This window comes from Isachenkonia alkalipeptolytica, assembly GCF_009910325.1.
GTDB classification, from domain to species: Bacteria; Bacillota; Clostridia; order Peptostreptococcales; family T1SED10-28; genus Isachenkonia; species Isachenkonia alkalipeptolytica.
Genome location: NZ_SUMG01000022.1, coordinates 14,939 through 39,420, shown reverse-complemented (window position 1 = coordinate 39,420; position 24,482 = coordinate 14,939). Strand labels below are relative to the sequence as shown.

Genomic DNA, 24,482 nt, shown 5'->3' with positions numbered 1-24,482 from the left:
GTTTTTTATCATAACGTTTAGAGGTTTTCTTTCCTGTTGACACGTGATCGCTCCCTTTATTGGATTATCGTCGTACTTACATTATACAAGAAATGTTTTATACGACAACTACCCTAACATATAGGGTTTGCAATCTTGGACTTGGCACTTTTAAAGATGATGGTTGATGGGGTGGATTTCTATCGGTCGGAGGATGGAGGGAAAATGAGGATGTTTATCAAAAAAATAGAAGATCTTTTACTATCAATTATTCTATTACTGTGTTGTCTTTTTCGTTAGTATATGATAGAATACATACAAACAATAAAGACAATGTTATAGCTAGGAGGCGAAGGTATGGCTAAACAGGAACTCGTGATGGAACTAATTAAAAAAAATAACGGATTTATTACAGCGAGTGAAGCTTCAGCAGCAGGTATAAATAATAAAACACTACAACGCATGCACCAATCAGGTGTAATCGAAAGAGTAGAACATGGTGTTTATATGGATCCCAATCAGATGCAAGACGAGTATTTGTTAACTCAATACAGGTGTAAGAAAGGAATCTTTTCACATGAGACTGCATTATATTTTCATGAACTAGCTGATCGCACGCCTTTTCAGATAATGCTTACGATTCCTTCCGGTTATAATACGAGACTTTTGAAAGAAAAAGATAAGTACAAGTTTTTTTATATTGCAGAAGAACTTCATTCAATCGGTGAGGTGACTATGTTGACACCTTTTGGAAACCAAGTCCATGTATATGATAAAGAAAGAACCATATGTGACTGTCTAAAAAAGAAAGATCAACTGGATGGGGATTTAGTAACAGAAGCAGTAAAAGAATATTTTAAAACTTCTGGAGCAGATTACTCTAAACTGCTTAAGTATGCCGAAGTTTTTAATATCAAAGACTTGATTCGAAAGTACATGGAGGTGTTAACATGAAAATTGGTAGTCCTAAACAATTAAAGGATTGGATAAGCAATGTGTCTAAGGAGAATAATATTATAGCGAATACCGTACTTCAGAATTTTATGTCAGAATTTTATGATGGAAAGACTTCTTGAAAGAATTGCTGTTTCCAGGTATAAAGATAACTTTATCCTTAAAGGTGGATTCTTGATAGCGGCTATGATTGGTATAGATATGAGGAGTACACTTGACATGGATACAACAATAAAAGGTGTTCCGGTTAATAGGGAGACTGTAAAAAAAATGCTAAGTGAGATATTGTCGATAGATCTTGATGATAATGTCTCTTTTAGACTTAAAAATATTAAAAACATTCATGATGTCACGGACTATGACGATTTTAGAATTTCTATAGAGGCTCAGTTCTTCACGATCAAAGTAAATATGAAGCTGGACATTACTACAGGAGATGTCATCATCCCTGGAGAAGTTGAGTATTCCTTTAAGTTGATGTTTGAAGAACGTCATATTGCAATAAAAGCTTATAATTTGGATACAATTCTTGCAGAAAAAATCGAATCGATTTTAGTGCGAAACATAGCCAATACCAGAGCAAGGGACTATTACGACGTATATATTCTTCTGACTCTTCGAAAAAATGATATTGATTTAGACAGTTTAAGAAATGCTATAAAAGAAAAAGCTAAAGAAAGGAATACATTGATTTATATAGAGGATAAGGATAAGTATCTCAAGGATATAGAAGAAAGTGAAGACCTACAAAAAATCTGGGATTCTTATGCAAAAAAATATCCTTATGCAGAAGGTATTCAATTTAGCGAAATTACGAATATTTTGAGGGAGATCTTAAAGTAACGTAGTCGGAAACATATTAAATGGTAAAAATAAAGGGGATGTTAAGGATCCCCGGGGCGAGATTCGCCATTTAAAAAAGCCGCCTCTAGGCATCGGAAATTTCGATTCTACAGGCGGTTATCTTTTTCTCGTTTTCTTTGCAGTTTTCTTTTGCGCCGGTCCAAGTACGGCTTTTTCTGTAGCATGTAGTGTTATCTTCTTTGCGTTTATGTTGTTTGTCCCTTTATCCGATGTAGCTGCCATAGCTGTAAAATTCCTTTGTTTTTTCGATGTCCCGTTCAACTTCTTGAAGTAAAATCGCCTTTTCAATCTTGGACTTGGCACTTTTAAAGATGATTGTTAATTTGATTGATTTTTTCCGCCAGATGACAACTGACGAAATGATCCGGTTCAATTTCACGATACACCGGTATTTTGATTTTACACTTATCTTCCGCATATTTGCATCGGGTGTGAAACTTGCACCCCGAAGGTGGATCGGCGGGGCTGGGCACATCCCCTTTTAAGATTTCTCTTTTCTTTTTTACGGCGGGATCCGATTTCGGTACCGCCGATAACAAAGATTGTGTATAGGGGTGCAACGGCTTTTTAAACAGTTTTTTAGTAGGCGCCTGCTCCGCAAAGGAACCTAGATACATGACCGCCACACGGTCACAAAAATAACGAACCACACTGAGATCATGAGAGATGAAAAGGTAGGTGAGCCCAAGCCGATCTTTTAAATCCGTCATAAACTTTAACATTTGAGCTTGAATCGAAACGTCTAATGCGGCGATAGGCTCATCGGCAACAAGAAATTTCGGTTCTAAGGCTAAAGCCCGGGCAACTCCTATCCGTTGTCGCTGTCCGCCGCTAAATTCATGGGGATATTTTCGAACATTGCTTCCTTCCAGACCGCATAGCTCCAGAAGTTCTTTGGATTTTTCTATGGCCTCTTTTTTATTCTTCACAAGCTTGTGCTTTCGAAGTCCTTCGGATACAATCATTCCCACGTTCATTCTGGGATCTAAACTGGCATAAGGATCCTGAAAAATGATTTGCATTTCCTTTCGAAGCTTTCTGAGGTCATTTTTATTAATTCTCTCACCGGTCTCTGTATTATAAAGAATCTGCTGATCAAATTTCACTAATCCTTCTGTAGGCTCCAACAGGCTCAGAAGGGTTCGTCCCACCGTTGTTTTTCCGCAACCGGACTCCCCTACCAGACCGAAAATTTCTCCTTGCTTTATTTTAAAGGAGACATGATCAACGGCCTTCACATGGCCTACGGTCTTGGAAAATACCCCTTCTTTTATGGGAAAATATTTTTTTAATCCTTCCACTTCCAATAAATGCTCAGCCATCTTAGCCCCCTCCTTCCTGATCATAGAGCCAGCAACGGACTTTATGTCCCGGAGTAATTTCTTTTAACACCGGCATTTTTTCTTTGCAGATTTCCATACAGTGCTTACAGCGGGGATTAAAGGGACATCCCTTTGGCATATTCAACAGACTTGGGACCATTCCTTCTATAGCTTCCAGTTCTTCATCCTCTTCCACCATATCCGGTCGAGACTTGAGCAGTCCCACGCTATAAGGATGTTTCGGATCATGAAACAGCGTTACTACATCGGCTTCTTCAACAATTTTCCCGGCGTACATGACCACTACGTCATCAGCCATTTCCGCAATAACCCCCAGATCATGGGTGATGAACATAATCGACGTGCCCATCTGCTCATTGAGATCCTTCATCAGTTCCAAAACCTGGGCCTGTATCGTTACATCCAAAGCGGTTGTGGGTTCATCGGCAATCATGAACTTCGGATCGCAGCTTAAGGCCATGGCAATCATTACCCGTTGTCGCATTCCTCCGCTTAACTGGTGGGGATATTCCTTGATCACTTTTTCCGCTCTGGGTATGCCCACCATATTTATCAGCTCGATGGACCTCTCCGTGGCTTGCTTTTCACTCAGTCCCCGATGGACTTTTAACATCTCATTCATTTGATTTCCAATGCTATAAACGGGATTTAGTGCGGTCATTGGTTCCTGAAAAATCATTGAAATTTCTGCTCCCCGAATCTTTCTCATTTCTTCATTGGAGAGTTCCAAGAGGTTCTTACCCATAAACTCAATGCGTCCTTCTTCGATTTTTCCATTGGGTTGAGGAACCAATCGCATGATCGAAAGAGCGGTTACACTTTTCCCGCAACCGGATTCTCCTACGACCCCCAGGATTTTCCCCTCTTTAATGGTTAAATCCACGTCATTCACCGCAACTACTTTCCCTTCGGAAGTTTGAAAGCTTGTTTTTATTCCTTCAGCCTTTAAGGTGATTTTTTCCATTGTTGCACCTCCTATTCCTTGAGCTTAGGATCCAAAGCATCTCGAAGTCCGTCTCCCACAAAATTGATGGAAAGCACGGTGAGAAAAATCATTAATCCCGGTGGAATCCATTGCCACCAATAGTTTAGAATGGCAGTTAAGCTTCTCGCTGCTTCCAGCATATTTCCCCAGGTCGGGGTAGGGGGACTTACTCCGAGTCCGATAAAACTCAGTCCCGCTTCAATCAGAATTGCGGATGCAATGGTCAAGGTGGAGTATACAATTATGGGAGCCATAACATTGGGAATCAGATGAACACGAATGATCTCTAAATTTTCCAACCCCAAGGCCCTGGAAGCCTCCACAAATTCCTGTTCTTTCAAAGACAGAATTTCCGCCCGTACCACACGGGCGATCAGTGTCCAGTTAATCAGCCCGATAATGAGCATGGTATTAAATACAGTTGGTCCAAAGGCTGCAGAAGCCACAGCGGCAATAATGAAAAAAGGGAAACTCATAACAATATCCACAAGGCGCATGATCACACCGTCTCTGATGCCGCCGTAAAACCCTGCAATAGAGCCGAGAACCACCCCGATAAACGTTGCTACGGAAGTAGCTACAATACCAACGGCTAGTGATATTCTTCCTCCGTAAAGCACCCGCGTGAGAATATCCCTTCCGGTACTGTCAAAACCTAAATAATTATTGCCTTGTGGCCCCTGATTACGCATCATCATCTGCTGTTCATGTACTTCATAGTCCGTCAGCATCGGTCCAAACACCGCAGCCAATGTGATAACTCCAATCAAGATCAGCCCCAATACCGCCAACTTGTTTTTCACAAAACGTCGCCTGGCTATCGCCCAAGGTGATAAACCTTCTACTTTTCTATTCTTCATCGATTGTCCCCTCCCTTACAGGTGCTTCTATTTGTCTAATCGTATTTGATTCTCGGATCGATCCATGCATACAGTATATCGGCTAAGAGATTAGCGAATACGATTATAATGGCCAACATCATTGTAATTCCCATCAACAGCGGATAATCATCGTTTTGAATGGCTTCAATCATAAGGGTTCCCATTCCCGGCCATGAAAAGACGGTTTCCGTTAATACCGCTCCCGATACAAGAGATGGCAACATCATTGTCAACACCGTTACAACCGGTATTAAGGCATTTTTTAGTGCATGCTTGTAAATGACTACCTTTTCTTTTATACCCTTGGATCTGGCGGTTCGTATATAATCCTGCTTTATCACTTCCAGCATGCTTGAACGGGTATAACGCATTAAACTGGCCAAGCTGAGAAGGGACAGGACGATAACCGGCAATACCAGGTGATGGGCGCGATGAAGGAGCATCCGAAATCCTTCATAATCCGCACCGGCGCCGGTACCTGCAATGGGGAACCATCCCAGTTCAAAGGCCAGATACCGTATCATCAGTAAGCCGAAGAAAAATGCCGGAATCGACAGGCCGATAAAAGCGAATATGGTTACGATATAATCCAAAACTGAGTATTGCTTAGTAGAAGAAAGGATCCCCAGGGGTATGGCTATAATCACGGAAAAAACCAGGGCAAAACCGCCTAGCAAAAGTGTATTCGGCAACCGATTGAGCATAATCGTAGAAACCGGAGCACTATAGTTTGTTGAATACCCCAAATCAAAACGCACGGTTCTTCCCAGCCAACGGACGTAACGTACCGGTAAGGGGTCAAAGTACCCCATGGCTTCCAATCTTTCTTCTATTAAGTCCGGTGGAACATTTGGGTCAATCATATCCGAGTAAGGGTTCCCGGGCATAGCTTCGATGAGTGCAAAAATCACCATCGAAACCCCGATGAGAATGGGAATAAGAATTAAAATTCTTCGAATCAGATATTTTTTCATAGCAACTCCCCTCCATAATCATCAATCGGCTTATTAAAGATAATTGATCGTCCGAAGACGATCAATTATCAAAGCTTTATTGATACTTCTATTCATCCAGATACCATTCATGAACGTTATGATAATCGGTGAAGGGATGGAATTGATGACCTTGGAACTCAGGGCGATAGGCTCTTCCTTCAATCATGTGATATAAGGGAAGTCCCGGAACTTTTTCATTCATTAATTCTCCCCATTCCTGATAAATCGGTTGTCGTTCCTCTTCCTCAATATAACGTATACCTTCTTCGATCAACTCGTCGTTTCTTTCATCGACAAATCCCGGTTGATTAAAGCCTCCGGGGAAGTCCTGGTCGGAGTGCCAAATTCCATACGGATTCGGATCCGGTACTAAGGACCAGCCCATCAGAGCCAACTCAAAGTCCCGCTCATCCACATAATTAGATGCTAAAGTATCAAAATCCATGCTTCTTAATTCAACGTCTATACCTACTTCTGAGAAGTTTTCCTGCCAGATTAAAGCAGATTCTTCCCGTGGAACATTTCCTGTAGGGTACTTCAGTGTAAATTCCACAGGATCTCCATTTTCATCATACATGGTTCCGTCTTCATAGCTCCATCCGGCTTCTTCAAATTTTGCAATGGCATTTTCAGTGGCCTCTTCCCGATCGTCGTCTTCTCCGTCTCCATAGGTGTTAAGATCCGTCATGTCGGGATAGGCCCAGGAGAATGGTGCTAAGGGTGCATGGGCCACTTCTCCGAAACCTTCCAGAATGTATTCGACGAACCCTGCCCGATCCAATGTATAGGCAACACCTTGACGAACATTGACATCATCAAAGGGTTCGATACGGTTATTCATAATCATATGCTGATAACCGTCAGTGATGACCTCTTCAACCACGATACCCTGATCTTCAAAGAATGCTACTTGATCCTGGGACATCTCGGATACGTCCATAAAATCCAGATCCCCCGTGGCGAGTCGGGCCTGTGCCGTGTCTTGACCGGTAACTTCCAGTGTAATACCGTCAAGTAATGGACTGCCTCGATGATAGTCTTCGTTTTTTACCAGTCGGACGTATTCGTCCCGGGCAAACTCCTCCATCTTAAATGGTCCTGTGCCTATAGGGTTTTCCAATAAGTCATTTCTCTCCGCAGCCCCTCCGACGTCCACATCTTCCCATATATGAGCTGGGGAAAGCATAAAGGCTCCTACATCTCCGAGGGCCGGAGCGTAAACTTCCTGTAAAGTAATTTCCAACTCACGGTCGTTTATTACATTTATTCCGCTTATTTCATCGGCTTCACCGTCACGATAGGCTTCCACCCCTTCAATTCGTTGGATATTAGGGAACCTTACACCGGTATAGTCAGGATCCGCAACAAATTCATAGGAATGAACCACATCATCCATGGTGAAAGGCTCTCCGTCATGCCAGTAAATGTCATCTCTTAAGGTAAACTTCATTGTTAAATTGTCATCGGACATTTCAAAGTCCTCTGCCAGGTTCGGAACATATTCTTCTTCAAAGGGATCGTAACTTAACAATCCGTCAAATACAATATCAATGGTCATTGCATCATATGCGTCGGTGTAAAGCTGAGGATGAAAGGTTCCCGCCGGTGAGGACCATATTCCCCGGGTAACGGTTCCTCCCTCTGTAGGTTCATCGTTCTCGTCTACCGGATCGTCGTTCTCGTCATTAATCTCTGTAGGATCATCAAGGTCCTCTGGATCCTCACATCCCGCCAATCCGATTGTTAAAATCATTACAATCGCCAATACAATTACTCCATACTTTTTAAATCTCATGTCTCCTACCTCCTTTTTTCTCTCTTTTTTCCTGGTTTCTCTCTTCTTCCCTGGATCGGTTTCTCTTTCCATGTCCTGTAAACCATAGACAGGACACGCTAAGAAGTCCCGGACACAGTTCCTACCTGTTGTCTTAATTATATAAAGTGGGATTTTCAGTGTCAATATAGTTTGCATAAGAGTTATTTATGGGGCCACATGTGGTATGTTAATATAATAACACTATCCAATATCTTGAAAATAAAGAAAAACTTTTTTTTTGAAATTAAGAAAAATTGTTAATTGTTGCATAATGTAAAGCACAACAAAATAATAGGAAATAAAAAAAACAACGATACCGAAAGGATCTTCGATATCATGGTCTCGTATTCCTATTATCAGAACTGAAGGGGACTTAAATTCCGATAGGTTTCTTTTGCTTTTTATTTTATGCAAATTCCCGATTTAGGATGGTTGCAGTTTTCCGAACGACTTCCGCAGCAACCCCTGCACAACGGCTGGATCTTTACGGAGATCCGAAAGGGACATCTTCTTTTTGGATAAACTTTGACACGGAATCATAACATAATGTGGATTCTGCTATAGTAACTTCGTGATCAGGGAAATCCGGATTATATACCGGCAGTTCTGCTTGCTTGTACCAGTAAAAGAGTTCCTTGACCAATGCATTTTGCTTATCACCGGCAACTAAACCGATAAAACCTGCCGCTACTGCTCTTCTCAACTGGAAACGTCTCGCAGTGATCGTTAATAAACTGATAAATTAGTTTCTAAGGCTTTGTTCTTTCGTTTTTCTGTTCTTAACTGTGCCTTCAAGGACTCCACGCTTTCTTAACCAGGGTCTTCGGCGTCATCGGCTTTCTTTATCCAGTTGCGCAGGGTCTGAGGGTTGACTCCAAAATCCTTTGCAGCCTTTGGAATACTTCGTCCCTCTTCTTTAACAAGACGGATAAGTTCCTGCTTAAATTCTTCATCATAACGAATAACATTTTTACTCATACGATCAGCCTCCTACAAGATTATTATACCTAACTCTCTTGTGTCTGGCTAATCGGTATCTCCGATCCTTCAGGCGGTTATCTTTTTCTCATTCCCTTTTCAGTTTTCCCGTCCACGGTTCTAAGTAGGGTTACTTCTTTAGGAGACATAGTAAATCAAAAAACAAAACTGACCAAATTTGAGTATTTGACCATATAATATAGAATAAGTAGCTGTTATAATTTATTTATGAACCATGGTCATGTAAATAAACATAAAGTATTCGGATTTAGGAGGGCTTATGAAAACTAAAAAAGGCGAAGAAACTTATAATAACATTCTAGAAGCTGCGGAACAATTATTTTCGGAAAAAAGTGTTAGCAAAGTAACGATAAATGATATTGTTCAACACACTGGTATTGCAAAGGGAACCTTTTACTTATACTTTGAATCGAAGGAGGCACTGGTATGGGACTTCATGGATAAAAAATTCGGATACGCTGATCGATGGATTAAAGAAATTGTGTTGAAAGGCTATAGTGATGAAGATATTTGTGAAATCATTGACTTTATAATGGGTTTTGTAAAGAAACACATGAAAATGTTGAAAATCATGCATAACGTCAGGTTTCAAGGGTTTTTAGGGATTAATCGCTTAGAGGATCAGTATATGAAAAAATGGATTACCCCATTTTCTCTCTGGCTCGAGAAAGGGCGTTTAGAAAAAGCTTTGAACATCAGGGATTCTACATTTATGGCCCATTATATAATTGTAACGTTACACGAGGTAGTGGATCGTGTAATTATGGATGATTTTCCATTTTCTATAGATGAAGTAGGAGATGAGCTTAAAACAATTACTTTAAAATTACTAAAATAGAAAGTAGGGTTAAAGATGAAGATGTATCATAAATATATAGGAGAAGATAAAAAAACTTATGTAAAATGCTTAATCAATGACCACAAAGCCCCAAATGTGATTTTTTTCATGACGCCGATTGGATCCGTTGACCATGATATAGCAGTACGAAATTACCGGCCCATTGCTGAGAACGGTTTTAATGTATTTGCTGTGGATTTACCCGGTATCGGAAATAGTTCAAAGGGTAAGTTTACCTATGAAAACATAAAATTAGCAATCCAAAATGTTGCTGAGTATATAGAGAAGAATTTTTCTAAGTCTATCCATCTCTACGGAGGAACTGGTACAGGAGGGATTATTGGACAAGCCTTAGCATCGGACAAGGATCTACCGATTTTTAAAACTTATAGTCAGCTTGGGGTTGCAAATCATGGTGACCTATCGGTTATAGGTAGTAGTTTTATGCTAAAATTAGTTTTTCCGATTCTAAAGATTGCGGTGAAGTTTTTCCCTCAATACAGATTGAAATTCAAAGTCCCAAAGTATAGTGGTTATAACGGGGAAAAAGAAAATAAGTGGTATCAAAGTATGATGGAGGAAAATCCTGGGATTTTTGATTTGCCTTTAGATGTTGTTTACACCTTGTTATGGCTCCTTATAGCGAAAGCTAGTCCTATTAAAGGAAAACCTATCATTCCAACATTGGTAATGGCCACTAAGTATGACCGGTATTACAAAAAAGAATATATAAATAAATACTATCGTAGTTTAAAGACTGATAAGAAACTTTATTGGATTGATGATAGCCATTGTGTATTTGTATGGAACGCTGGGGAATTAGGAAATCAAGTGACGGAATGGATTACTTTTCAAAAGGAAGTTTGAACGAAAAGTACAGTGGGGATAAAGGCTGACTTGGATTAATGATCTTCTCACGGTTTATTGGCTTAACTACAATACCAAGCCGCCTTAAATGTGGTAGCGGTAGTCTTTGAAGAACTTCTTCGGGAAGTGAAGCCCTAGCCCTTCCGGGAGGACAAAGCTAGCGGCACTAGATTAATAGGACAGCGGGACGGAGTAATTGTCCGCCTCATCATTGAGAAGCACTAGAAAACCGCCTCAAGGCATCGGTACTTCCGATCCTTCAGGCGGTTATCTTTTTCTCATTTTCTTTGCAGTTTTCTTTGCACCGGTCCAAGTACAGCTATTTCTTTTGTAACTAGTATTTCCATTTTTGCGTCTATGTTGTTTGTCCGCTTATCCGATGTAGCTGCCATAGTTGTAGAATTCCATTATTTTTTCGAGGTCCCGTTCAACTTCCTGTAGCAGTAGTGCTTTTTCAATCTTGGACTTGGCACTTTTAAAGATAATGGTAAGTGGGTCAAATCTCATTGTAAAACAGCGGTATTAGGTCATACTTACACTTGGAGGGAAAAATAAGAAATGATATAATGAACGAAGTACTTGAAAAACCTAAATTTTAGCGAAGGAAGGAGGGAACCCATGAACCAGTTAAAAGAGTATATTATCGCCTTAACCAACCTTTACGGAGCGGTGCACAAGGAGAAAGTCATGGAAATTTACAACAGTCAAAATAAGGACAGGGTTAGCCTTAAAGAGATCGAGGTGATGCTGAAAAATCCCCCGGTGGATTTGGAGGCCTTTGCTGTCTACACTGAAGGGGAATATTTTATCCATGAGGCGATCTTTATGATCGATAATCTGGAGGATATGCTCAGGAAAAAGAAAGGCAAGCCCCATTACGTTCCCCATAAAAACGAGCTACTGAAGTATATGGATGAGGAACACTTTGAAAAAACCGGGGAATACAAGGCCCTAGTAAAGTATGTAAAGAAAAACTTCCTGAAAAACCAGCCGGAGAGAGCCGAGGAACTTTGCGAGGAGATCCATAAAATCCTTCATGTCGGACCGGATATGCAGGAGGTTATGAATACCCTTAATTACTGGGGGATTGATTTTAAGGATATGGATCAGTTAAATGAATTGACCGCGCTTTTGATGAAGTTTGCCAACAATATTCGGATATGGGAAAACAACGGTCATACTCCCGAGGAAATCTCTCGGAAATTCGAAAAGCCCAATATGAAACCCCTTCCCAAGAAACCCTTTGATTTTAAAAAAACCGGCAATGGCGAAGGAGATAATGGCGACGAAGCAGTAGGGACAAAAAAAGTAGGAAGAAACGAACCCTGTCCCTGCGGCAGCGGGAAAAAGTATAAAAAGTGCTGTGGTAAGAGTGAAAATGTGATTTCCCTATTCGGCGATGAGATTACCCCCGAGGAAGCCCTGGAAGTCCGGAGACTCTTTTTTATCTATAGCGAACCGAAGATTGCAAAAGTAATCGGTAAGATGCATGATCAATTCGGTACAGGCCCTTTATCCCTGGCGTATCAAAAAGATGCGGAATTTCTTTTTATCGAATGGTTGGTGATGGAGTACCCCTATGAAGGAGACCAAAGTCTCTTTGATCTTTTCCTGGAAGATATGAAGGGGAAAATGGACCGACGACTGCTTCAAAAACTGGAATCCTGGAAAAAGAGCTATTTATCCGTTTACGAGGTAATTGATGATCGGGAGGAAAGGGTGATTTTAGTCAAGGATATCTTTACCTATGAGGAGAAAGTCGTTGGGCTTGATGAGGGGGATCCTTCGTCGAAGGTCGGAGATATGCAAGTCACCCGATTGGTTCCCGTGGCAGGGGTGTACGAGTACTTTTTCGGAGCCTTTTACCTTCCGTTGAAATTAAGGGATTTATTTGTACATCTGCTTAAAATGGATAAGAAAAAATACAATAAGACCTGGGAGGCCCTGCTGAAAGAAAACGGGGATCGGTTAGTACAATTAATTGCTGATATGTTTAAGAACGATCAAAAGAAGGATCAAAAGAAGGAACACTTAAAATCGGATAATAAGCTGAAAGGAATAAATGATTATTTGGAGATTCCTGCCTTTACACCCAAGGAAATTGAAGAGGTGGAATCGATCTTAAGATTGGATTGGAAGAAGGATATCTACCGAGAGGAAGCCCGGCTTTTTATTGAAAAATCCCAGGGGATTTATCTCCCGATAGATATTATCAGCGGCTTATACATGTGGTGGGATTATACGGAATTTGAAGCCCCGGGTTTTCGAAAGCAGGGGGTCTGGGCCGCGGCATTGAATGAACTCATCGATGAGCTTTATAATTATTATCATTATGACAGTCGTTCGGAGATCGCAGATACCTATGGGGTTTCCGCTTCCAGTGTGGGCACGTATTACTATCGATTATGGGATTTTGTTGAATTGCATCACGCCGGTATAAAAGCTCTTCGAAAGAAGACCCCACTGGATAAAGCATCGAAGAAAAAAATCGGGCCGGCGATTGAGGGGATTATAAAGAGTCTGAAAGAGCTTTCGGAAAGCAAGAAGAAGGATGCCAAGAATAAGGGCTTGGAAGACGACTCGCAAATGGACCTTGAATACGATCCCGGAATGGATTTGGAAGACGACTCGCACAAGGAATTGAAAAACAGCTCGCGAGTAGGCCTGGAAGACAACCCGATTAGTGCAACGACGGTTTCTAAGAATGCAAAGGCCCAGGATCTGATCTACGATGCCTGGGAGTCGAGAAGTCCCACGGAAATCATTCATCTGGCAAAGAAAGCCTTAGAAATCGATCCCCGGTGCGCCGATGCCTATGTATTGCTGGCGGAGCATCGAGCTAAAAACGTAGAGGAAGCCATAACCTATTACCAAAAGGGTATTCAGGCCGGGGAGAAGGCACTGGGTAAAACCTTTTTCAAGGAAAACCAAGGTCACTTTTGGGGAATCCTGGAGACCAGACCCTATATGCGGGCAAAAATGGGCCTCGGAATGAGTCTGCTTGAAAAAAAAGAGTATTCCCACGGCGCAGAAGTCCTGGAAGAGATGCTGAAACTAAATCCCAATGACAATCAAGGGGTAAGAAGTCCCCTGGTAATTGCTTATTTTATGGAAAAAGACTATTCCAAGGCGAAAGCCCTTTTAGACAGGTATGATGAGGACTTTCTAAGCGATTGGTCTTACAATAAAGCCCTACAGGTTTTTTGTGATGAGGGGGAGACCCAAGAGGCCAAGCGCAGATTGAAAAACGCCATCAAAAAAAATCCACACGTACCGAAATATCTTCTGGGCGAAAAAAGACTTCCCGATACCCCGCCGGAGGCCTACTCCTTAGGCGGCGAGGAAGAAGCGATTATCTATGCGATCTATGGAAAAAAAGCGTGGCTCAAAACTCCGGGCGCCGTAGCCTGGCTGCATAAAAACATCAAAAAATAGTATCTTTTTCTTTCTTCCATTTTTAGTTTTCTTTTGAACCGTTTCAAGTACGGAAGTATTCGAGTTGATAGTTTTTGAGTTAGCATACGAATATAATAATTGCATAATGTTATCATATATGATAACGTGTAATTAATAAGAATATTAGTTTGTCACAGAAGGCGATGGATTGTCCTACGAAGTGGAATTCTACCAAAGAGAAAACGGAGAGATACCTATCCAAGAATTTTTAGAATCCTTACCTCCTAAATTACGAGCGAAAACGTTTCGGGAAATTGAATTGCTTAAAGATCATGGACCGGATCTCAGAGAACCTCATACTAAGCCGATTAAAGGGAAAGATAATAATGGGATATTTGAATTAAGGGTGAAATTTTCAACCAATATATCCAGATTGTTTTACTTTTCTTATTACGAAAATACTTTTGTTTTGCTTCATGGTTTTGTGAAGAAGACTAACAAAACACCTAAACGGGAAATTGAAAAGGCAAAAAAATATAAAGAGGATTATGAAAGAAGGTGTAAAGATGAGTAAGAAAAATATGAAAACGACAAAAGCAGGGGTAAAACTTGATGACGTAAAAGCTAAGCTTTTGGAAGACCCGGAGTTTAAAGACGAGTACAATAAACTGAAACCAAGATATGATATTATTTCGCAAATTATTGAAGTAAGAAAAAGCATGAAAATGACTCAAGAAGAGTTAGCAAAAAGAGCAGGGACCCGGAAGTCTAACATATCGAGACTAGAAAGTGGGGACTATAATCCTTCTCTGGATTTTTTAATAAAAATTGCAAACAGTTTGGGGAAAGACGTTCATATTGATATCCGCTAAAAAACCGCCTCAAAGCATCGGTATTTCCGATCTTTCAGGCGGTTATCTTTTTCTACGTTTCTTTTCTGTTTTCCCTTGCACCGGTCCAAGTACGGTTTTTTCTATAGCAAGTAGTATATTCATCTTTGTGTCTATGTTGTTTGTATTTTTATCCGATGTAGCTGCCATAGCTGTAGAAATCCTTTGTTTTTTCGATGTCCCGTTCAACTTCCTGTAGTAAAATGGATTTTTCAATCTTGGACTTGGCACTTTTAAAGATGATGGTTAGTTTGTTTGATTTTTCTTCAGGAATACTGAGTTCAAAAGAATCGTTGTTTAGTTTGATTGATCTTTCCAATTTGTTTCCTCCTTTTAAGCTTTCAAGTTTTTCGTTTGTCATTTCGTATCCGCTTCCCATGGCTAAAATGTTTTCCACTGTGATCCGCTCCTTTTCATTTATATTTTGGTAATTATTTTTCTTGGAATGTTTCTTAATCTCTAAGTACATTATAGGATGAATCTCGAATAGTGGTAACGGTCTGAAGGCTATTTTTCAGTCCATCTGTAGGGAGATTGTTTTTCCGTCTTGAGATGTAGAAAAAAATTATGAAATAAAGGGATATTTAAAGAATAAAGGGAAAATAGATAATATGAGGAGTTTTATCGGGTAAAAATTCAATAAGGAGGGATAAAATGGGGTGATAATATAGAAGATGACGCACCCCGCTCCGATTTCATTTGTGGGAACCGGTGAAAACCTCAACCTTGCCATTGACAATGGTTTGGAAAGAGCAGCCTCAGTCCTTGGATTATCCGTTCCGGAGGTCAAAAACAGGACGACAATCAATGGCGGCTTGGAAATTGGACGCTATCCCGGGACAGCAACCGTAACCTTCCTGACCCCTGTAAAGGTTCTTGAAAAGGCACTAAATAACCGTCTCAAGGCATCGGTATTTCCGATCCTTCAGGCGGTTATCTTTTTTTACACTTCTTTTATGAAAATGAAATTACGAAGATAAGTCGCGAAAAAAAGACATTATTGAGAAAAATTTCCTAAAAAAAGAGGATTTCTCTGTAGGGATCAAGAATTAGTTAATTAGAGAAATTCGGTTATATTTGCCAGAGACCCTGCGTGAATACACCGGTAAAGCGTTTTACGATTTTGAGCAAGATTATGCAACCTATGACTACAGGAGGGGAAAAATATGTTTTTAATAATAATTTCACTAATCACAGGTACTATCGGTATTATGTTAGGCAGTGCCCTGGGGCTGGAAACAGTCGTTGGGGTATTCGGCTTTTTATGTCCTATGGTTTTTCTCTTTGAGAAGATGTATGTAAGAGTAGAAGAAAGGGATGCAGTCAGTGATAAAGCAGAGTAGGAAGACACTAAGGAAAGGGGTTTTGCCGTTTTATGTTATTGGAACTTATGGTCCTGCTTGTACCGGGAGGGGTAATCCTTCTGTATGACGGCTGGAGAAAACGACGCAAAAAAGAATATTTTGTCCATAATCCCGTTAGCTCATGGCTTTTGGGGCTGCTACCTTTTTATCCCCTATATTTTCAGTTGGACAGTCTCTTAGAATCTGGCTTAAACGGTTCGGAAATTTTACTCCTATTGGGATTCCTCGTTGTGATTCTTGGGGCAATCATTTATAAGACATATTATGAAATCACACACCGGAAGATCAATATTCATAACATGGATAAGGGCCAGGTAATAAAGCTTTTGGAGAAGCCGATGACAAAGCACAGGATTTCCTTTGAAAAAGATTCGGAGCCAAGCGGGAAAGTAAAGTATACCTTTGAAGATACCAAAGGAAAGATCACCTTGGAGCCCCATCTTTCCGGGGGCAATCATCAGGTACTGACCCTGGCAAAAATCAGTGAAATCCCAATGGGGCACGAACTTATGGAAGATATAAAGGAAGGGGTCATGGAAGTGGACCGGACCTTCTCAAAAACCCTGGGAGTGGCTGAAATGGTAACGGGGATTGCACTCTTAAGTTTGGCCCTGTATTTGGTTTAGAATGAAAAGGAAAAAGAACTGTCTCGTTTGAGAAAAAAGAGGAGGCACTGAACATGAAAAAGGAAGTTTCTAAAAGAACCATTACTGCCTTGTCCTATCTTTCCTTCATCATAGGGATAGTAGGCTGTATCAGCATCGGTTATATCACAGTATATGCAACGATCCCGTTGACTGCAGGATTGATTATCGGCTTGATTGAACACCGGTTGACTATAAAATATGGAACCAAGGCCATGCAGATGCAGCTGCGACCGGGGATCATCATTTCGATGCTCGGTTTGGCCGTTGTCGCGGGCTACTGGTTGCTAATTTCCATCGATTTGGACCAGCTTCAATAAATATCCGGAGTCGATCAAGTACAGAGGACAGCGGGACGGAGTGATTGTCCGCCTCATAATTGAGATTCGCTAAAAGCCGCCTCAAGTCATCGGTATTTCCGATCCTTTAGGCGGTTATCTTTTTATGATTCTCTTTGCAGTTTTCCCTTGCACCGGTCCAAGTACGGTTTTTTCTGTAGCAAGTAATATACTCATCTTTGCCTCTTTGTTGTTTATCCCCTTATCCAATGTAGCTGCCATAGCTGTAAAATTCCTTTGCTTTTTCCAGGTCCTGCTCAACTTCTTGAAGTAAAATCGCCTTTTCAATTTTGGATTTGGCACTTTTAAAGATGATGGTTAATTTGTTTGATTTTTCTTGGGGAATACTGAGTTCAAAAGAATCGTTGTTTAGTTTGATTGATCGTTCCAATTTGTTTCCTCCTCTTAAGCTATCTAGTTTATCATTTGCCATTTCGCATCCGCTTCCCATTGCTAAAATGTTTTCCATTGTGATCCGCTCCTTTTTTTATATTTGGTTGATTGTTTTTTTAGTGTTTCTTCTCTTTGTTCTTATCTTTAAATATATTATAGAATGAATCCCGGCTAGTGATAACGGTATGAAGGCTATTTCTCCATGCGTCTTGAGGGTGTTTATTCCTCCGCCCAAGGGTGGAGATCACATACAAGGATGTTTTATTTGAAATAATTATCCATAAAAAAGGGTTTTCATACTTACTTGTAGAATTAAGTTAAAGAGAAAAGGCTTAGGGAATAATCAATTATAGGGAACATCATTGGTATATGAAATTGCTGGGACACATATAGAGGAATTGAAAGAAGAATTGAGTTGAAAGGACTGATGACAATGTTCATATATCCACATAAAGCGGTTTTTGGTTGGGATGGAGTAGATGTAAAAAAATTTCAACAGGACCATCGCCATGCTTGGAATCAGACAGTAAAGGATAAGAAATTGATTGACGAGACACTGCTTGTAGTTGAACTGTTTGAATTAGTAGAAGTAGCGGAAACCGGTTCAGGAACGTCGTAAACACGGATACCTTATTCCTAATCCAATGGCAGCTTCTAAGTATGATGTAAGAAAAAAACATAATATCGAAAGAATCAATGAAATAAGAACCAAAAAGGAGATAACCAATGGACAAAGTGAAGTTCAAAGAACGATGTATGGGATATATGAACAAACTATGTATTGACATAACAGAACGATGTGTCGGTAGTGAAGGCAACAGACAGGCAAGTCTTTTTTTCAAGGAACGATTGAAGTCTTTAGGCTGGCAAACAATATCCCAAGAATTTAGTGCAATGGACTGGAAAAATGATGGAGCAGTTTTGCAAATTAATAAGCAAGATTTTAGGGTGCAAGTGAGTCCCTACTCCCTAGGTTTTCAAGGGGCAGCCCAATTGGAAAGTGCATCAACCATAGCAGAATTAGAAAATGGAGATTTTAAGGGAAAAATTCTTCTGCTCCATGGAGAACTTGTAAAAGAGCAGCTTATGCCCAAAAACTTTGTTTTTTACAATCCTGAAGAACACCAAAAAATAGTAACTGCTTTAGAACAATCCGGGGCTTTGGCATTGATTTGTGCCACCGAAAGAAATGCGTCCCTTGCAGGGGGCGTTTATCCCTTTCCCCTTATTGAAGATGGGGATTTTGATATTCCCTCGGTATATATGACAGAAGAAGACGGTGAAAAGATCCTTAAGCTTATTGGAAAAACCGCCACCCTAAAAATCTCCGCTGAAAGAATACCAAGCAAGGGATACAATGTTGTTGGCAAAATTGGTGGGGAAGAGGGAAAAAGAATTGTCGTTACAGCCCACATCGATGCTAAAAAGGGAACCCCCGGCGCAACCGATAATGCTACCGGGATAACGGTTTTACTAATCCTTGCAGAATTGTTGCAGGACTACAAAGGCAGCAGACAAATAGAATTGGTTGCATTCAATGGGGAAGATGATTATGCTGTTCCCGGACAAATGAAATATATCACGGAAAACAAGGGGAAATTTGAAAACATTTTGCTCAACGTTAATATTGACGGAGCCGCCTATAAAAAAGGAAAAACGACCTTTTCTTTTTTCGATTTACCAAAAGATATAAAAAAAGCGTCATCGAGTAGTATGAAGGGATATCCTGATGTGAAAGAAGGGGTGCAATGGCCACAGGGTGATCATAGTATCTTTTTGCAATATGGGGTGCCGGCAATTGCTGTTTCCTCTGAATGGTTTATAGAAAGTGACGAAGGCCAGGATATTACCCATACAGAAAAAGATAATATGGAAATAGTAGATATTGATAAGGTCATTGAAATTGCAGAAATACTAAACAAACTAATTAAGGCCATAGAAAAGATGCAATGAAAAAGACAAAAAATATCGGTTCTGTGTAAATACAAGAAATCTACCTTCCGTTACAATGATATTGTTAACTAAATATCAAAGATTAGGGAGGATGATGGAAAGATGATAAGAAAAAACGGAATCGTGTTTTTGTTCATTATGATGCTGCTACTTACCGCTGTGGTGGGATGCGGAACGGAAGAAGGGGGAACGGAGGAATCCCAGGAACCGGCAGTGGAGAGCACGGACTTGAAAGATGGGACCTACCAGGGTCGTGCCCAGGGTCATAACAGTGAAATTGCAGTAGAGGTGGCCATTGAAGAGGGAAAAATTGCAAGCATCGAGATAATAGAGCATGAAGAGACGCCGGTGTTGGTGGATCCGGTGTTCGAGGATGTAAAAGAATTAATGGAAAGCCATAACAGTATCAACATTGATACGGTTTCCGGAGCAACCATCAGCAGTATCGGATTCAGAAACGCTGTAAAGGAAGCGATGGTAGAAGCCGGTGCAACCGAGGAGATGCTGGACCAAGGGAAAAAAATCAGTTTGGACCATGGGGTGGCTTTGGAAGAGAAGGACTATGAAGTAGTGGTTGTGGGAGCCGGTGGTGCAGGATTGATTGCTGCCATTGAAGCAAAGAGCCAGGGGGCCGAAGTAGCCATTGTGGAAAAGAACCCCTTTGTCGGCGGTAACACTTTGGTTTCCGGCGGAGAGTTCAATGCCCCCAACAGCTGGGTTCAGGAAAAGATGGATGTGGAAGACAGTGTGGAGCAATATATGGAAGATACCCTGGCCGGAGGGGATTATGAAGCCGATGAAGAGCTGGTACGGATTATGGCGGAAAGTATCACGGAAGACGGGGAATGGTTACGGGACTACGTAGAGGTAGAGTTCATTGAAGATTATTTAATGCACTTTGGGGGTCATGCAGTACCGCGAGCCATTTATCCCATCGGCGGATCCGGGATTGAGCTGATTCAAAAGTTGCAGGCGAAAGTACATGCAATGGATATTCCCGTATATTTGGAAACCGAAGCAAAATCCCTTATTCTCGATGAAGATGACCGGGTAGTGGGCCTACGGGCAGAAAACCCTAAAGGGGAGAACGTTCACTTTAACGGAAAGCAAGGTGTGATTTTAACCACCGGTGGTTTCGGTGCGAATATCGAAATGGTACAGGAGTATAATCCGGTGATTGACGAACGGTATAAATCCACGAACCAGAACAGTGCCACGGGTGACGGGCTACGGATGGCCCAGGATATCGGAGCCGATGTGACAGGAATGGAATATGTTCAAACCTATCCTACCTGCAACCCTAATACAGGGCATTTATCCTATGTAGCCGATACCCGATTTGACGGAGCCATTTTGGTGAACTTGGAAGGGAAACGTTTTGTGGAAGAGTTGGACCGTCGGGATGTGATTTCCGAAGGGATTTTAGATCAGACGGGAGAAGCGGCTTATCTGATGTGGGATACGAGCATTAAGGAAAACAGCAATATGGAAACATACATGACGGAATTTGAGGCCTTGGAGAAGGATGATCTGATTGTGAAGGCCGACACCATCGAAGAAGCGGCAGGATTCTTCGGAATTGATGAAAGCACACTGAAAGATACCGTGGAAAGATACAATCAGTTTGCAGCTGAGGGTGAAGATGAAGATTTTCAACGGCGGGGAGCCTTAACTGCTTTGGAGGAAGGCCCCTACTATATTCAAAAAGTAGTGCCGGCGGTGCATCATACCATGGGCGGATTGAAAATCAATAAAAACACCCAGGTCCTTTCCACCGAGGGGACCATCATCGAAGGTCTTTATGCCGCCGGAGAAGTGACCGGAGGCATTCATGGGAAAAACCGTTTGGGAGGCAATGCCATCTCCGACCTGATCGTCTTCGGAAGACGGGCAGGAGAGAATGCAACGAGATAACTAACCATAATTTAGCAACGAAAAAACAGCACTTCCCATGAGAGCGGAGTGCTGTTTTTTTGAGGGTGCGTTAAATTATAAACAATTAATCTTTTGTTTTGTCTTCAAATGGTTTACACTGGGAAGGGAAGTTATGATTATGAGGAAAAAAGAAAGACAAAATACAGTAGAAAAAGAAAGTGAACGTGATTGCAATGCTTCGATCCTTTAAATGGAGAATAATGCTTTACTTTGGGGTGGCCACCACGGTGATTTTCGCCGTCGGCTTGGTAATGATCCAGTGGCAGATAACCAATACCAATATTCCCTTAACGGAAAAAGCCAATCAGCAGGTCATTTCCGCAAAAGCCGATGAACTGGGAGGATGGATTCAAAAGCGGGTATCGGAGCTTCGGATCATAACCGAGGTGCCGGAGATCACCGAGATGGACCGGGGAAGGTTTCAGGATTTTTTAAGGGAAATGGACCAAAGCCATAAAAAGGACTATGAGTCCTTTGCCCTGGTGGATACCGAGGGAAAAGCCTGGGTGACCAATGATACCTTCATTGATGTATCCGACCGTCCTTACTTTGAAGAAATAAAAAAGCCCGAAAAAGACTACGCCATTAGTGATCCCATTCTTTCTCATTCCAATCAGGAGCCGATCATCGTGATCATCCATAAAATCTACCGGGACCAAGAGGTGGTAGGCTATGTCAACGGTGCCATATATCTGGAGAATTTTTCCCGTATTGCAAAGGAAATCACCATGTATGACGGCAATGCATGGCTGGTGGACTCAAAGGGACAACTGTTCAGTCCTGAGGCAAAGCCCTATGATGGAGGGGCAAAATCCCCGTATTTATCCCCGGAGGGCAGGGAGATTATTCACGCCTCTATTCCCAACACCCGGGGATGGTCCCTGGGCATTGATTTTTCCACGGATCTGATGCGAGCCGATACCAACCGCCTACTGTATCTGGTTTTTCTTCTGGGCGGGGTAATGATTGTAATGCTTTTCGTAGTATCCTGGGTGTTGGCCAAATCCATCACTGATCCTATCCGTCGGTTACAAAATCAAATGGCCTTGGTGCAGCAGGGCAACTTCGATGTCTTTTGTGATCTGAAAAGAAAGGATGAAATCGGCCTGTTGGGAAAGCGCTTTAATCAGATGATTGCCGAGATCAAACGGCTCAGTCAGCTCTTTAGAAAGGAGCAAAAGGAGAAACGGCAGGCGGAGTTAGGAATTCTTCATGCACAAATACAACCCCATTTTCTTTACAATACCCTGGATGCCATCCGATGGTCGATTATTGAAAACGAAAAGAATCAATCGGTGGAGCTATTGGAGGTCTTGAGCACATATTACCGGATCGGATTGAATCATGGAGAAGAGTGGGTATCCCTGGAAAAAGAGCTGGACCATATTGAAGCCTATTTACGACTGATACAGGCGCGCTATGAAGACCGCTTAGATTATCGTCTGCGTTACGATGAGGAGTTGTTGAATTGCAAGGTGTTAAAGCTTACACTGCAACCCCTGGTGGAAAATGCTGTCCTCCACGGATTTAAACAAAGAAAGGATCAGTCCTTTACCATAGTGGTTCATATTTTTAAAGAGGGTGGGGAGTTGATTATGAGCATCGAAGATACCGGCCCGTGGATTTCGGAAAACAACCTGGAAAAGATCAAAAACAATCTCTCCGGAAAAAGAAGAATGGACGAGGAAAAAGGTTTTGGGCTCTACAGTACCAATCGAAGAGTTCAATTGACCTTTGGAGAAGACTACGGCTTGTCCTTTCGTCGTAAAAGGGACAAGACCATTGTGGAAGTTCGCCATCCCTGTATAACAGAGGAAACGGAAACAGAGCCGCTTAAAAAGAGGTGAGGAAAAGATGTGGAAAGTAGGGATCGTCGATGATGAACCGAAGATTCGAAGGGGTTTTAAAAAGTGGGTAAAAGAGCACAAGGATTTTCAGTGCGTTTTTGAAGCGCTAAATGCAACGGAGGCCTTGGAGAAAAACAAACAGGAAAAGGCGGATCTATTCCTGTTGGACATTCAGATGGAAGGGTTGACGGGACTTTCCCTGGGAAAGATCATCAAAAAAGAGCATCCCGAAGCCCTGGTTGTGTATATTACCGGTTACGATTACTTTGAATATGCCCATGAAGCCATTAAGCTTCAGGCCTTCGATTTTTTACTGAAGCCGGTGCCGGAAAGTGATTTTAACAATCTTTTGGATCGGGTAAGAAAATACCTGGAAAAACAATATCCGAAGCGAAAAGCAAAGAAAAATATCCCGGGGGATCAACCTTTGGAAAAAACCTTCGGAGGCTGCTCTAAGATTGTACGCCAGGTACAAGAACATATAGAAAGGGATTATGGCAACACGGATCTTTCTTTGGAAAAGGTAGCGGCAACCTTTACTATACACAAAGACTATTTATCGAAGCTTATGAAAGAAGAACTGGGCTCCGGATTTGTCGAGTATTTAACCGAGATTCGGATCCAACGGGCCAAGGAGTTGCTACGGCAGGATACCACCAATATCAGGATGTATGAGGTCGCGGAAAAAGCAGGGTATAAAAGTCAGCATTATTTCAGTCGGATATTTAAAACGCAAACCGGCTATACCCCCCTTGAATATCGTAATAAATACTAGTTTCTTCCATCAATTAAACAACTTATAAAAACCTGAAAAAATCAAAGTGATAAGGAGCGTTCTTATGAATGTATATGATGAATTGGCGGAAAAGCTAAATAGGATATTAGAAAAAGAACAGCTCATGGAAGAGGACATCGTGATCAACGCCAAAACCCTCACGGCGAAGGAAGACATCGGCCAGTCCTTCACCAGTTATCCCACGTCCTATAAAGGGACCTTGTTTACGGTAAGAGTACTGGATTTGGGTGAACAAAATATCGGAAAACCCGTGATCTTTTATGGAACCACCATAGCCGGCGCCGCAACCTTATTAAACTTAGAGAGAGCCTGCTTCTTTCCCGGTTAGCTCCTAGGATAGCGGGTAGGATTTATTGTGCTTTTTATAATGGAAATTTAATAAACAACCGCCACAAGGCATGGCAT

The 24,482-nt window shown here is 41.5% G+C and carries 26 protein-coding genes; 16 read left to right on the top strand and 10 right to left on the bottom strand.

The features are described from left to right. Nucleotides 1-336: 336 nt before the first annotated feature. A complete protein-coding gene (locus ISALK_RS12890) occupies nucleotides 337-933 on the top strand; it encodes a type IV toxin-antitoxin system AbiEi family antitoxin domain-containing protein (protein ID WP_160722965.1) in 597 nt (198 codons plus the stop codon). A gap of 102 nt (nucleotides 934-1,035) precedes the next feature. Further along, nucleotides 1,036-1,776, top strand: a complete 741-nt coding sequence (locus ISALK_RS12885; RefSeq protein ID WP_306770743.1) for a nucleotidyl transferase AbiEii/AbiGii toxin family protein — start codon at nucleotides 1,036-1,038, stop codon at nucleotides 1,774-1,776. A gap of 326 nt (nucleotides 1,777-2,102) precedes the next feature. Here ISALK_RS12885 and ISALK_RS12880 read toward each other — a convergent pair whose 3' ends face one another. The 7 genes from ISALK_RS12880 to ISALK_RS12850 form a co-directional block, all read right to left on the bottom strand. Continuing rightward, complete coding sequence (locus ISALK_RS12880) at nucleotides 2,103-3,119, bottom strand: ABC transporter ATP-binding protein (protein ID WP_160722963.1); 1,017 nt, start codon at nucleotides 3,117-3,119, stop codon at nucleotides 2,103-2,105. Nucleotide 3,120: 1 nt separating this feature from the next. Further along, on the bottom strand, nucleotides 3,121-4,104 hold the full coding sequence (locus ISALK_RS12875; protein WP_160722961.1) for an ABC transporter ATP-binding protein: 984 nt from the start codon (nucleotides 4,102-4,104) through the stop codon (nucleotides 3,121-3,123). Between the two features lie 11 nt (nucleotides 4,105-4,115). Beyond that, the gene (opp4C, locus tag ISALK_RS12870) at nucleotides 4,116-4,985 is read right to left on the bottom strand and encodes an oligopeptide ABC transporter permease (protein ID WP_160722959.1); all 870 of its coding nucleotides are present in this window, start codon (nucleotides 4,983-4,985) and stop codon (nucleotides 4,116-4,118) included. Nucleotides 4,986-5,020: 35 nt separating this feature from the next. Further along, the gene (locus tag ISALK_RS12865; RefSeq protein ID WP_160722957.1) at nucleotides 5,021-5,980 is read right to left on the bottom strand and encodes an ABC transporter permease; all 960 of its coding nucleotides are present in this window, start codon (nucleotides 5,978-5,980) and stop codon (nucleotides 5,021-5,023) included. A gap of 88 nt (nucleotides 5,981-6,068) precedes the next feature. Next, on the bottom strand, nucleotides 6,069-7,796 hold the full coding sequence (locus ISALK_RS12860) for an ABC transporter substrate-binding protein (protein ID WP_160722955.1): 1,728 nt from the start codon (nucleotides 7,794-7,796) through the stop codon (nucleotides 6,069-6,071). A 505-nt stretch (nucleotides 7,797-8,301) separates the two neighbouring features. Then, nucleotides 8,302-8,520, bottom strand: coding sequence for a hypothetical protein (locus ISALK_RS12855; RefSeq protein WP_160722953.1), 219 nt, complete (start codon nucleotides 8,518-8,520; stop codon nucleotides 8,302-8,304). 107 nt (nucleotides 8,521-8,627) lie between these two features. After that, nucleotides 8,628-8,795 carry a transposase gene (locus ISALK_RS12850; protein WP_160722951.1) on the bottom strand — a complete coding sequence of 56 codons (168 nt, stop codon included), beginning with the start codon at nucleotides 8,793-8,795 and terminating at the stop codon, nucleotides 8,628-8,630. Between the two features lie 280 nt (nucleotides 8,796-9,075). Here ISALK_RS12850 and ISALK_RS12845 point away from each other — a divergent pair, with 280 nt between their 5' ends. Both ISALK_RS12845 and ISALK_RS12840 read left to right on the top strand, forming a co-directional pair. Next, nucleotides 9,076-9,654: a TetR/AcrR family transcriptional regulator gene (locus tag ISALK_RS12845; RefSeq protein WP_160722949.1), complete on the top strand. Its 579-nt coding sequence runs from the start codon at nucleotides 9,076-9,078 to the stop codon at nucleotides 9,652-9,654. Nucleotides 9,655-9,669: 15 nt separating this feature from the next. After that, on the top strand, nucleotides 9,670-10,521 hold the full coding sequence (locus ISALK_RS12840; protein WP_160722947.1) for a serine aminopeptidase domain-containing protein: 852 nt from the start codon (nucleotides 9,670-9,672) through the stop codon (nucleotides 10,519-10,521). A 372-nt stretch (nucleotides 10,522-10,893) separates the two neighbouring features. Here the strand turns inward: ISALK_RS12840 and ISALK_RS15400 are convergent, their stop codons facing one another. Continuing rightward, nucleotides 10,894-11,028, bottom strand: coding sequence for a hypothetical protein (locus ISALK_RS15400; protein WP_306770742.1), 135 nt, complete (start codon nucleotides 11,026-11,028; stop codon nucleotides 10,894-10,896). 111 nt (nucleotides 11,029-11,139) lie between these two features. Here ISALK_RS15400 and ISALK_RS12835 point away from each other — a divergent pair, with 111 nt between their 5' ends. From ISALK_RS12835 to ISALK_RS12825, 3 genes are all read left to right on the top strand, one after another. Beyond that, complete coding sequence (locus tag ISALK_RS12835) at nucleotides 11,140-13,956, top strand: SEC-C metal-binding domain-containing protein (protein WP_160722945.1); 2,817 nt, start codon at nucleotides 11,140-11,142, stop codon at nucleotides 13,954-13,956. Nucleotides 13,957-14,125: 169 nt separating this feature from the next. Further along, nucleotides 14,126-14,491: a type II toxin-antitoxin system RelE/ParE family toxin gene (locus ISALK_RS12830; protein WP_160722943.1), complete on the top strand. Its 366-nt coding sequence runs from the start codon at nucleotides 14,126-14,128 to the stop codon at nucleotides 14,489-14,491. Further along, complete coding sequence (locus ISALK_RS12825) at nucleotides 14,484-14,789, top strand: helix-turn-helix transcriptional regulator (RefSeq protein WP_236660373.1); 306 nt, start codon at nucleotides 14,484-14,486, stop codon at nucleotides 14,787-14,789. The genes ISALK_RS12830 and ISALK_RS12825 overlap by 8 nt, the downstream gene beginning before the upstream one ends. Nucleotides 14,790-14,937: 148 nt before the next feature. Here ISALK_RS12825 and ISALK_RS12820 read toward each other — a convergent pair whose 3' ends face one another. Next, complete coding sequence (locus ISALK_RS12820; RefSeq protein WP_160722941.1) at nucleotides 14,938-15,204, bottom strand: hypothetical protein; 267 nt, start codon at nucleotides 15,202-15,204, stop codon at nucleotides 14,938-14,940. Between the two features lie 769 nt (nucleotides 15,205-15,973). Here ISALK_RS12820 and ISALK_RS12815 point away from each other — a divergent pair. The 3 genes from ISALK_RS12815 to ISALK_RS12805 are packed head-to-tail and all read left to right on the top strand — an operon-like array spanning nucleotide 15,974 to nucleotide 17,135. Next, nucleotides 15,974-16,150, top strand: coding sequence for a hypothetical protein (locus ISALK_RS12815; protein ID WP_160722939.1), 177 nt, complete (start codon nucleotides 15,974-15,976; stop codon nucleotides 16,148-16,150). Between the two features lie 32 nt (nucleotides 16,151-16,182). Continuing rightward, complete coding sequence (locus ISALK_RS12810) at nucleotides 16,183-16,797, top strand: hypothetical protein (protein ID WP_160722937.1); 615 nt, start codon at nucleotides 16,183-16,185, stop codon at nucleotides 16,795-16,797. A gap of 53 nt (nucleotides 16,798-16,850) precedes the next feature. Continuing rightward, the gene (locus tag ISALK_RS12805; protein ID WP_160722935.1) at nucleotides 16,851-17,135 is read left to right on the top strand and encodes a hypothetical protein; all 285 of its coding nucleotides are present in this window, start codon (nucleotides 16,851-16,853) and stop codon (nucleotides 17,133-17,135) included. Between the two features lie 220 nt (nucleotides 17,136-17,355). On the opposite strand, the gene ISALK_RS12800 is transcribed toward ISALK_RS12805, so the two are convergent. After that, nucleotides 17,356-17,544 carry a hypothetical protein gene (locus ISALK_RS12800; protein ID WP_160722933.1) on the bottom strand — a complete coding sequence of 63 codons (189 nt, stop codon included), beginning with the start codon at nucleotides 17,542-17,544 and terminating at the stop codon, nucleotides 17,356-17,358. A 435-nt stretch (nucleotides 17,545-17,979) separates the two neighbouring features. Here ISALK_RS12800 and ISALK_RS12795 point away from each other — a divergent pair, with 435 nt between their 5' ends. From ISALK_RS12795 to ISALK_RS12770, 6 genes are all read left to right on the top strand, one after another. Continuing rightward, nucleotides 17,980-18,165, top strand: a complete 186-nt coding sequence (locus ISALK_RS12795; protein ID WP_160722931.1) for a hypothetical protein — start codon at nucleotides 17,980-17,982, stop codon at nucleotides 18,163-18,165. A 137-nt stretch (nucleotides 18,166-18,302) separates the two neighbouring features. Further along, a complete protein-coding gene (locus tag ISALK_RS12790) occupies nucleotides 18,303-19,499 on the top strand; it encodes a M28 family peptidase (RefSeq protein ID WP_160722929.1) in 1,197 nt (398 codons plus the stop codon). A gap of 102 nt (nucleotides 19,500-19,601) precedes the next feature. Continuing rightward, nucleotides 19,602-21,413: a flavocytochrome c gene (locus ISALK_RS12785; RefSeq protein WP_160722927.1), complete on the top strand. Its 1,812-nt coding sequence runs from the start codon at nucleotides 19,602-19,604 to the stop codon at nucleotides 21,411-21,413. A 179-nt stretch (nucleotides 21,414-21,592) separates the two neighbouring features. Next, a complete protein-coding gene (locus ISALK_RS12780) occupies nucleotides 21,593-23,281 on the top strand; it encodes a sensor histidine kinase (protein WP_160722925.1) in 1,689 nt (562 codons plus the stop codon). Between the two features lie 7 nt (nucleotides 23,282-23,288). Then, a complete protein-coding gene (locus ISALK_RS12775; protein WP_160722923.1) occupies nucleotides 23,289-24,056 on the top strand; it encodes a response regulator transcription factor in 768 nt (255 codons plus the stop codon). Between the two features lie 64 nt (nucleotides 24,057-24,120). Continuing rightward, nucleotides 24,121-24,405 carry a hypothetical protein gene (locus tag ISALK_RS12770; RefSeq protein WP_160722921.1) on the top strand — a complete coding sequence of 95 codons (285 nt, stop codon included), beginning with the start codon at nucleotides 24,121-24,123 and terminating at the stop codon, nucleotides 24,403-24,405. Nucleotides 24,406-24,482 lie beyond the last annotated feature (77 nt).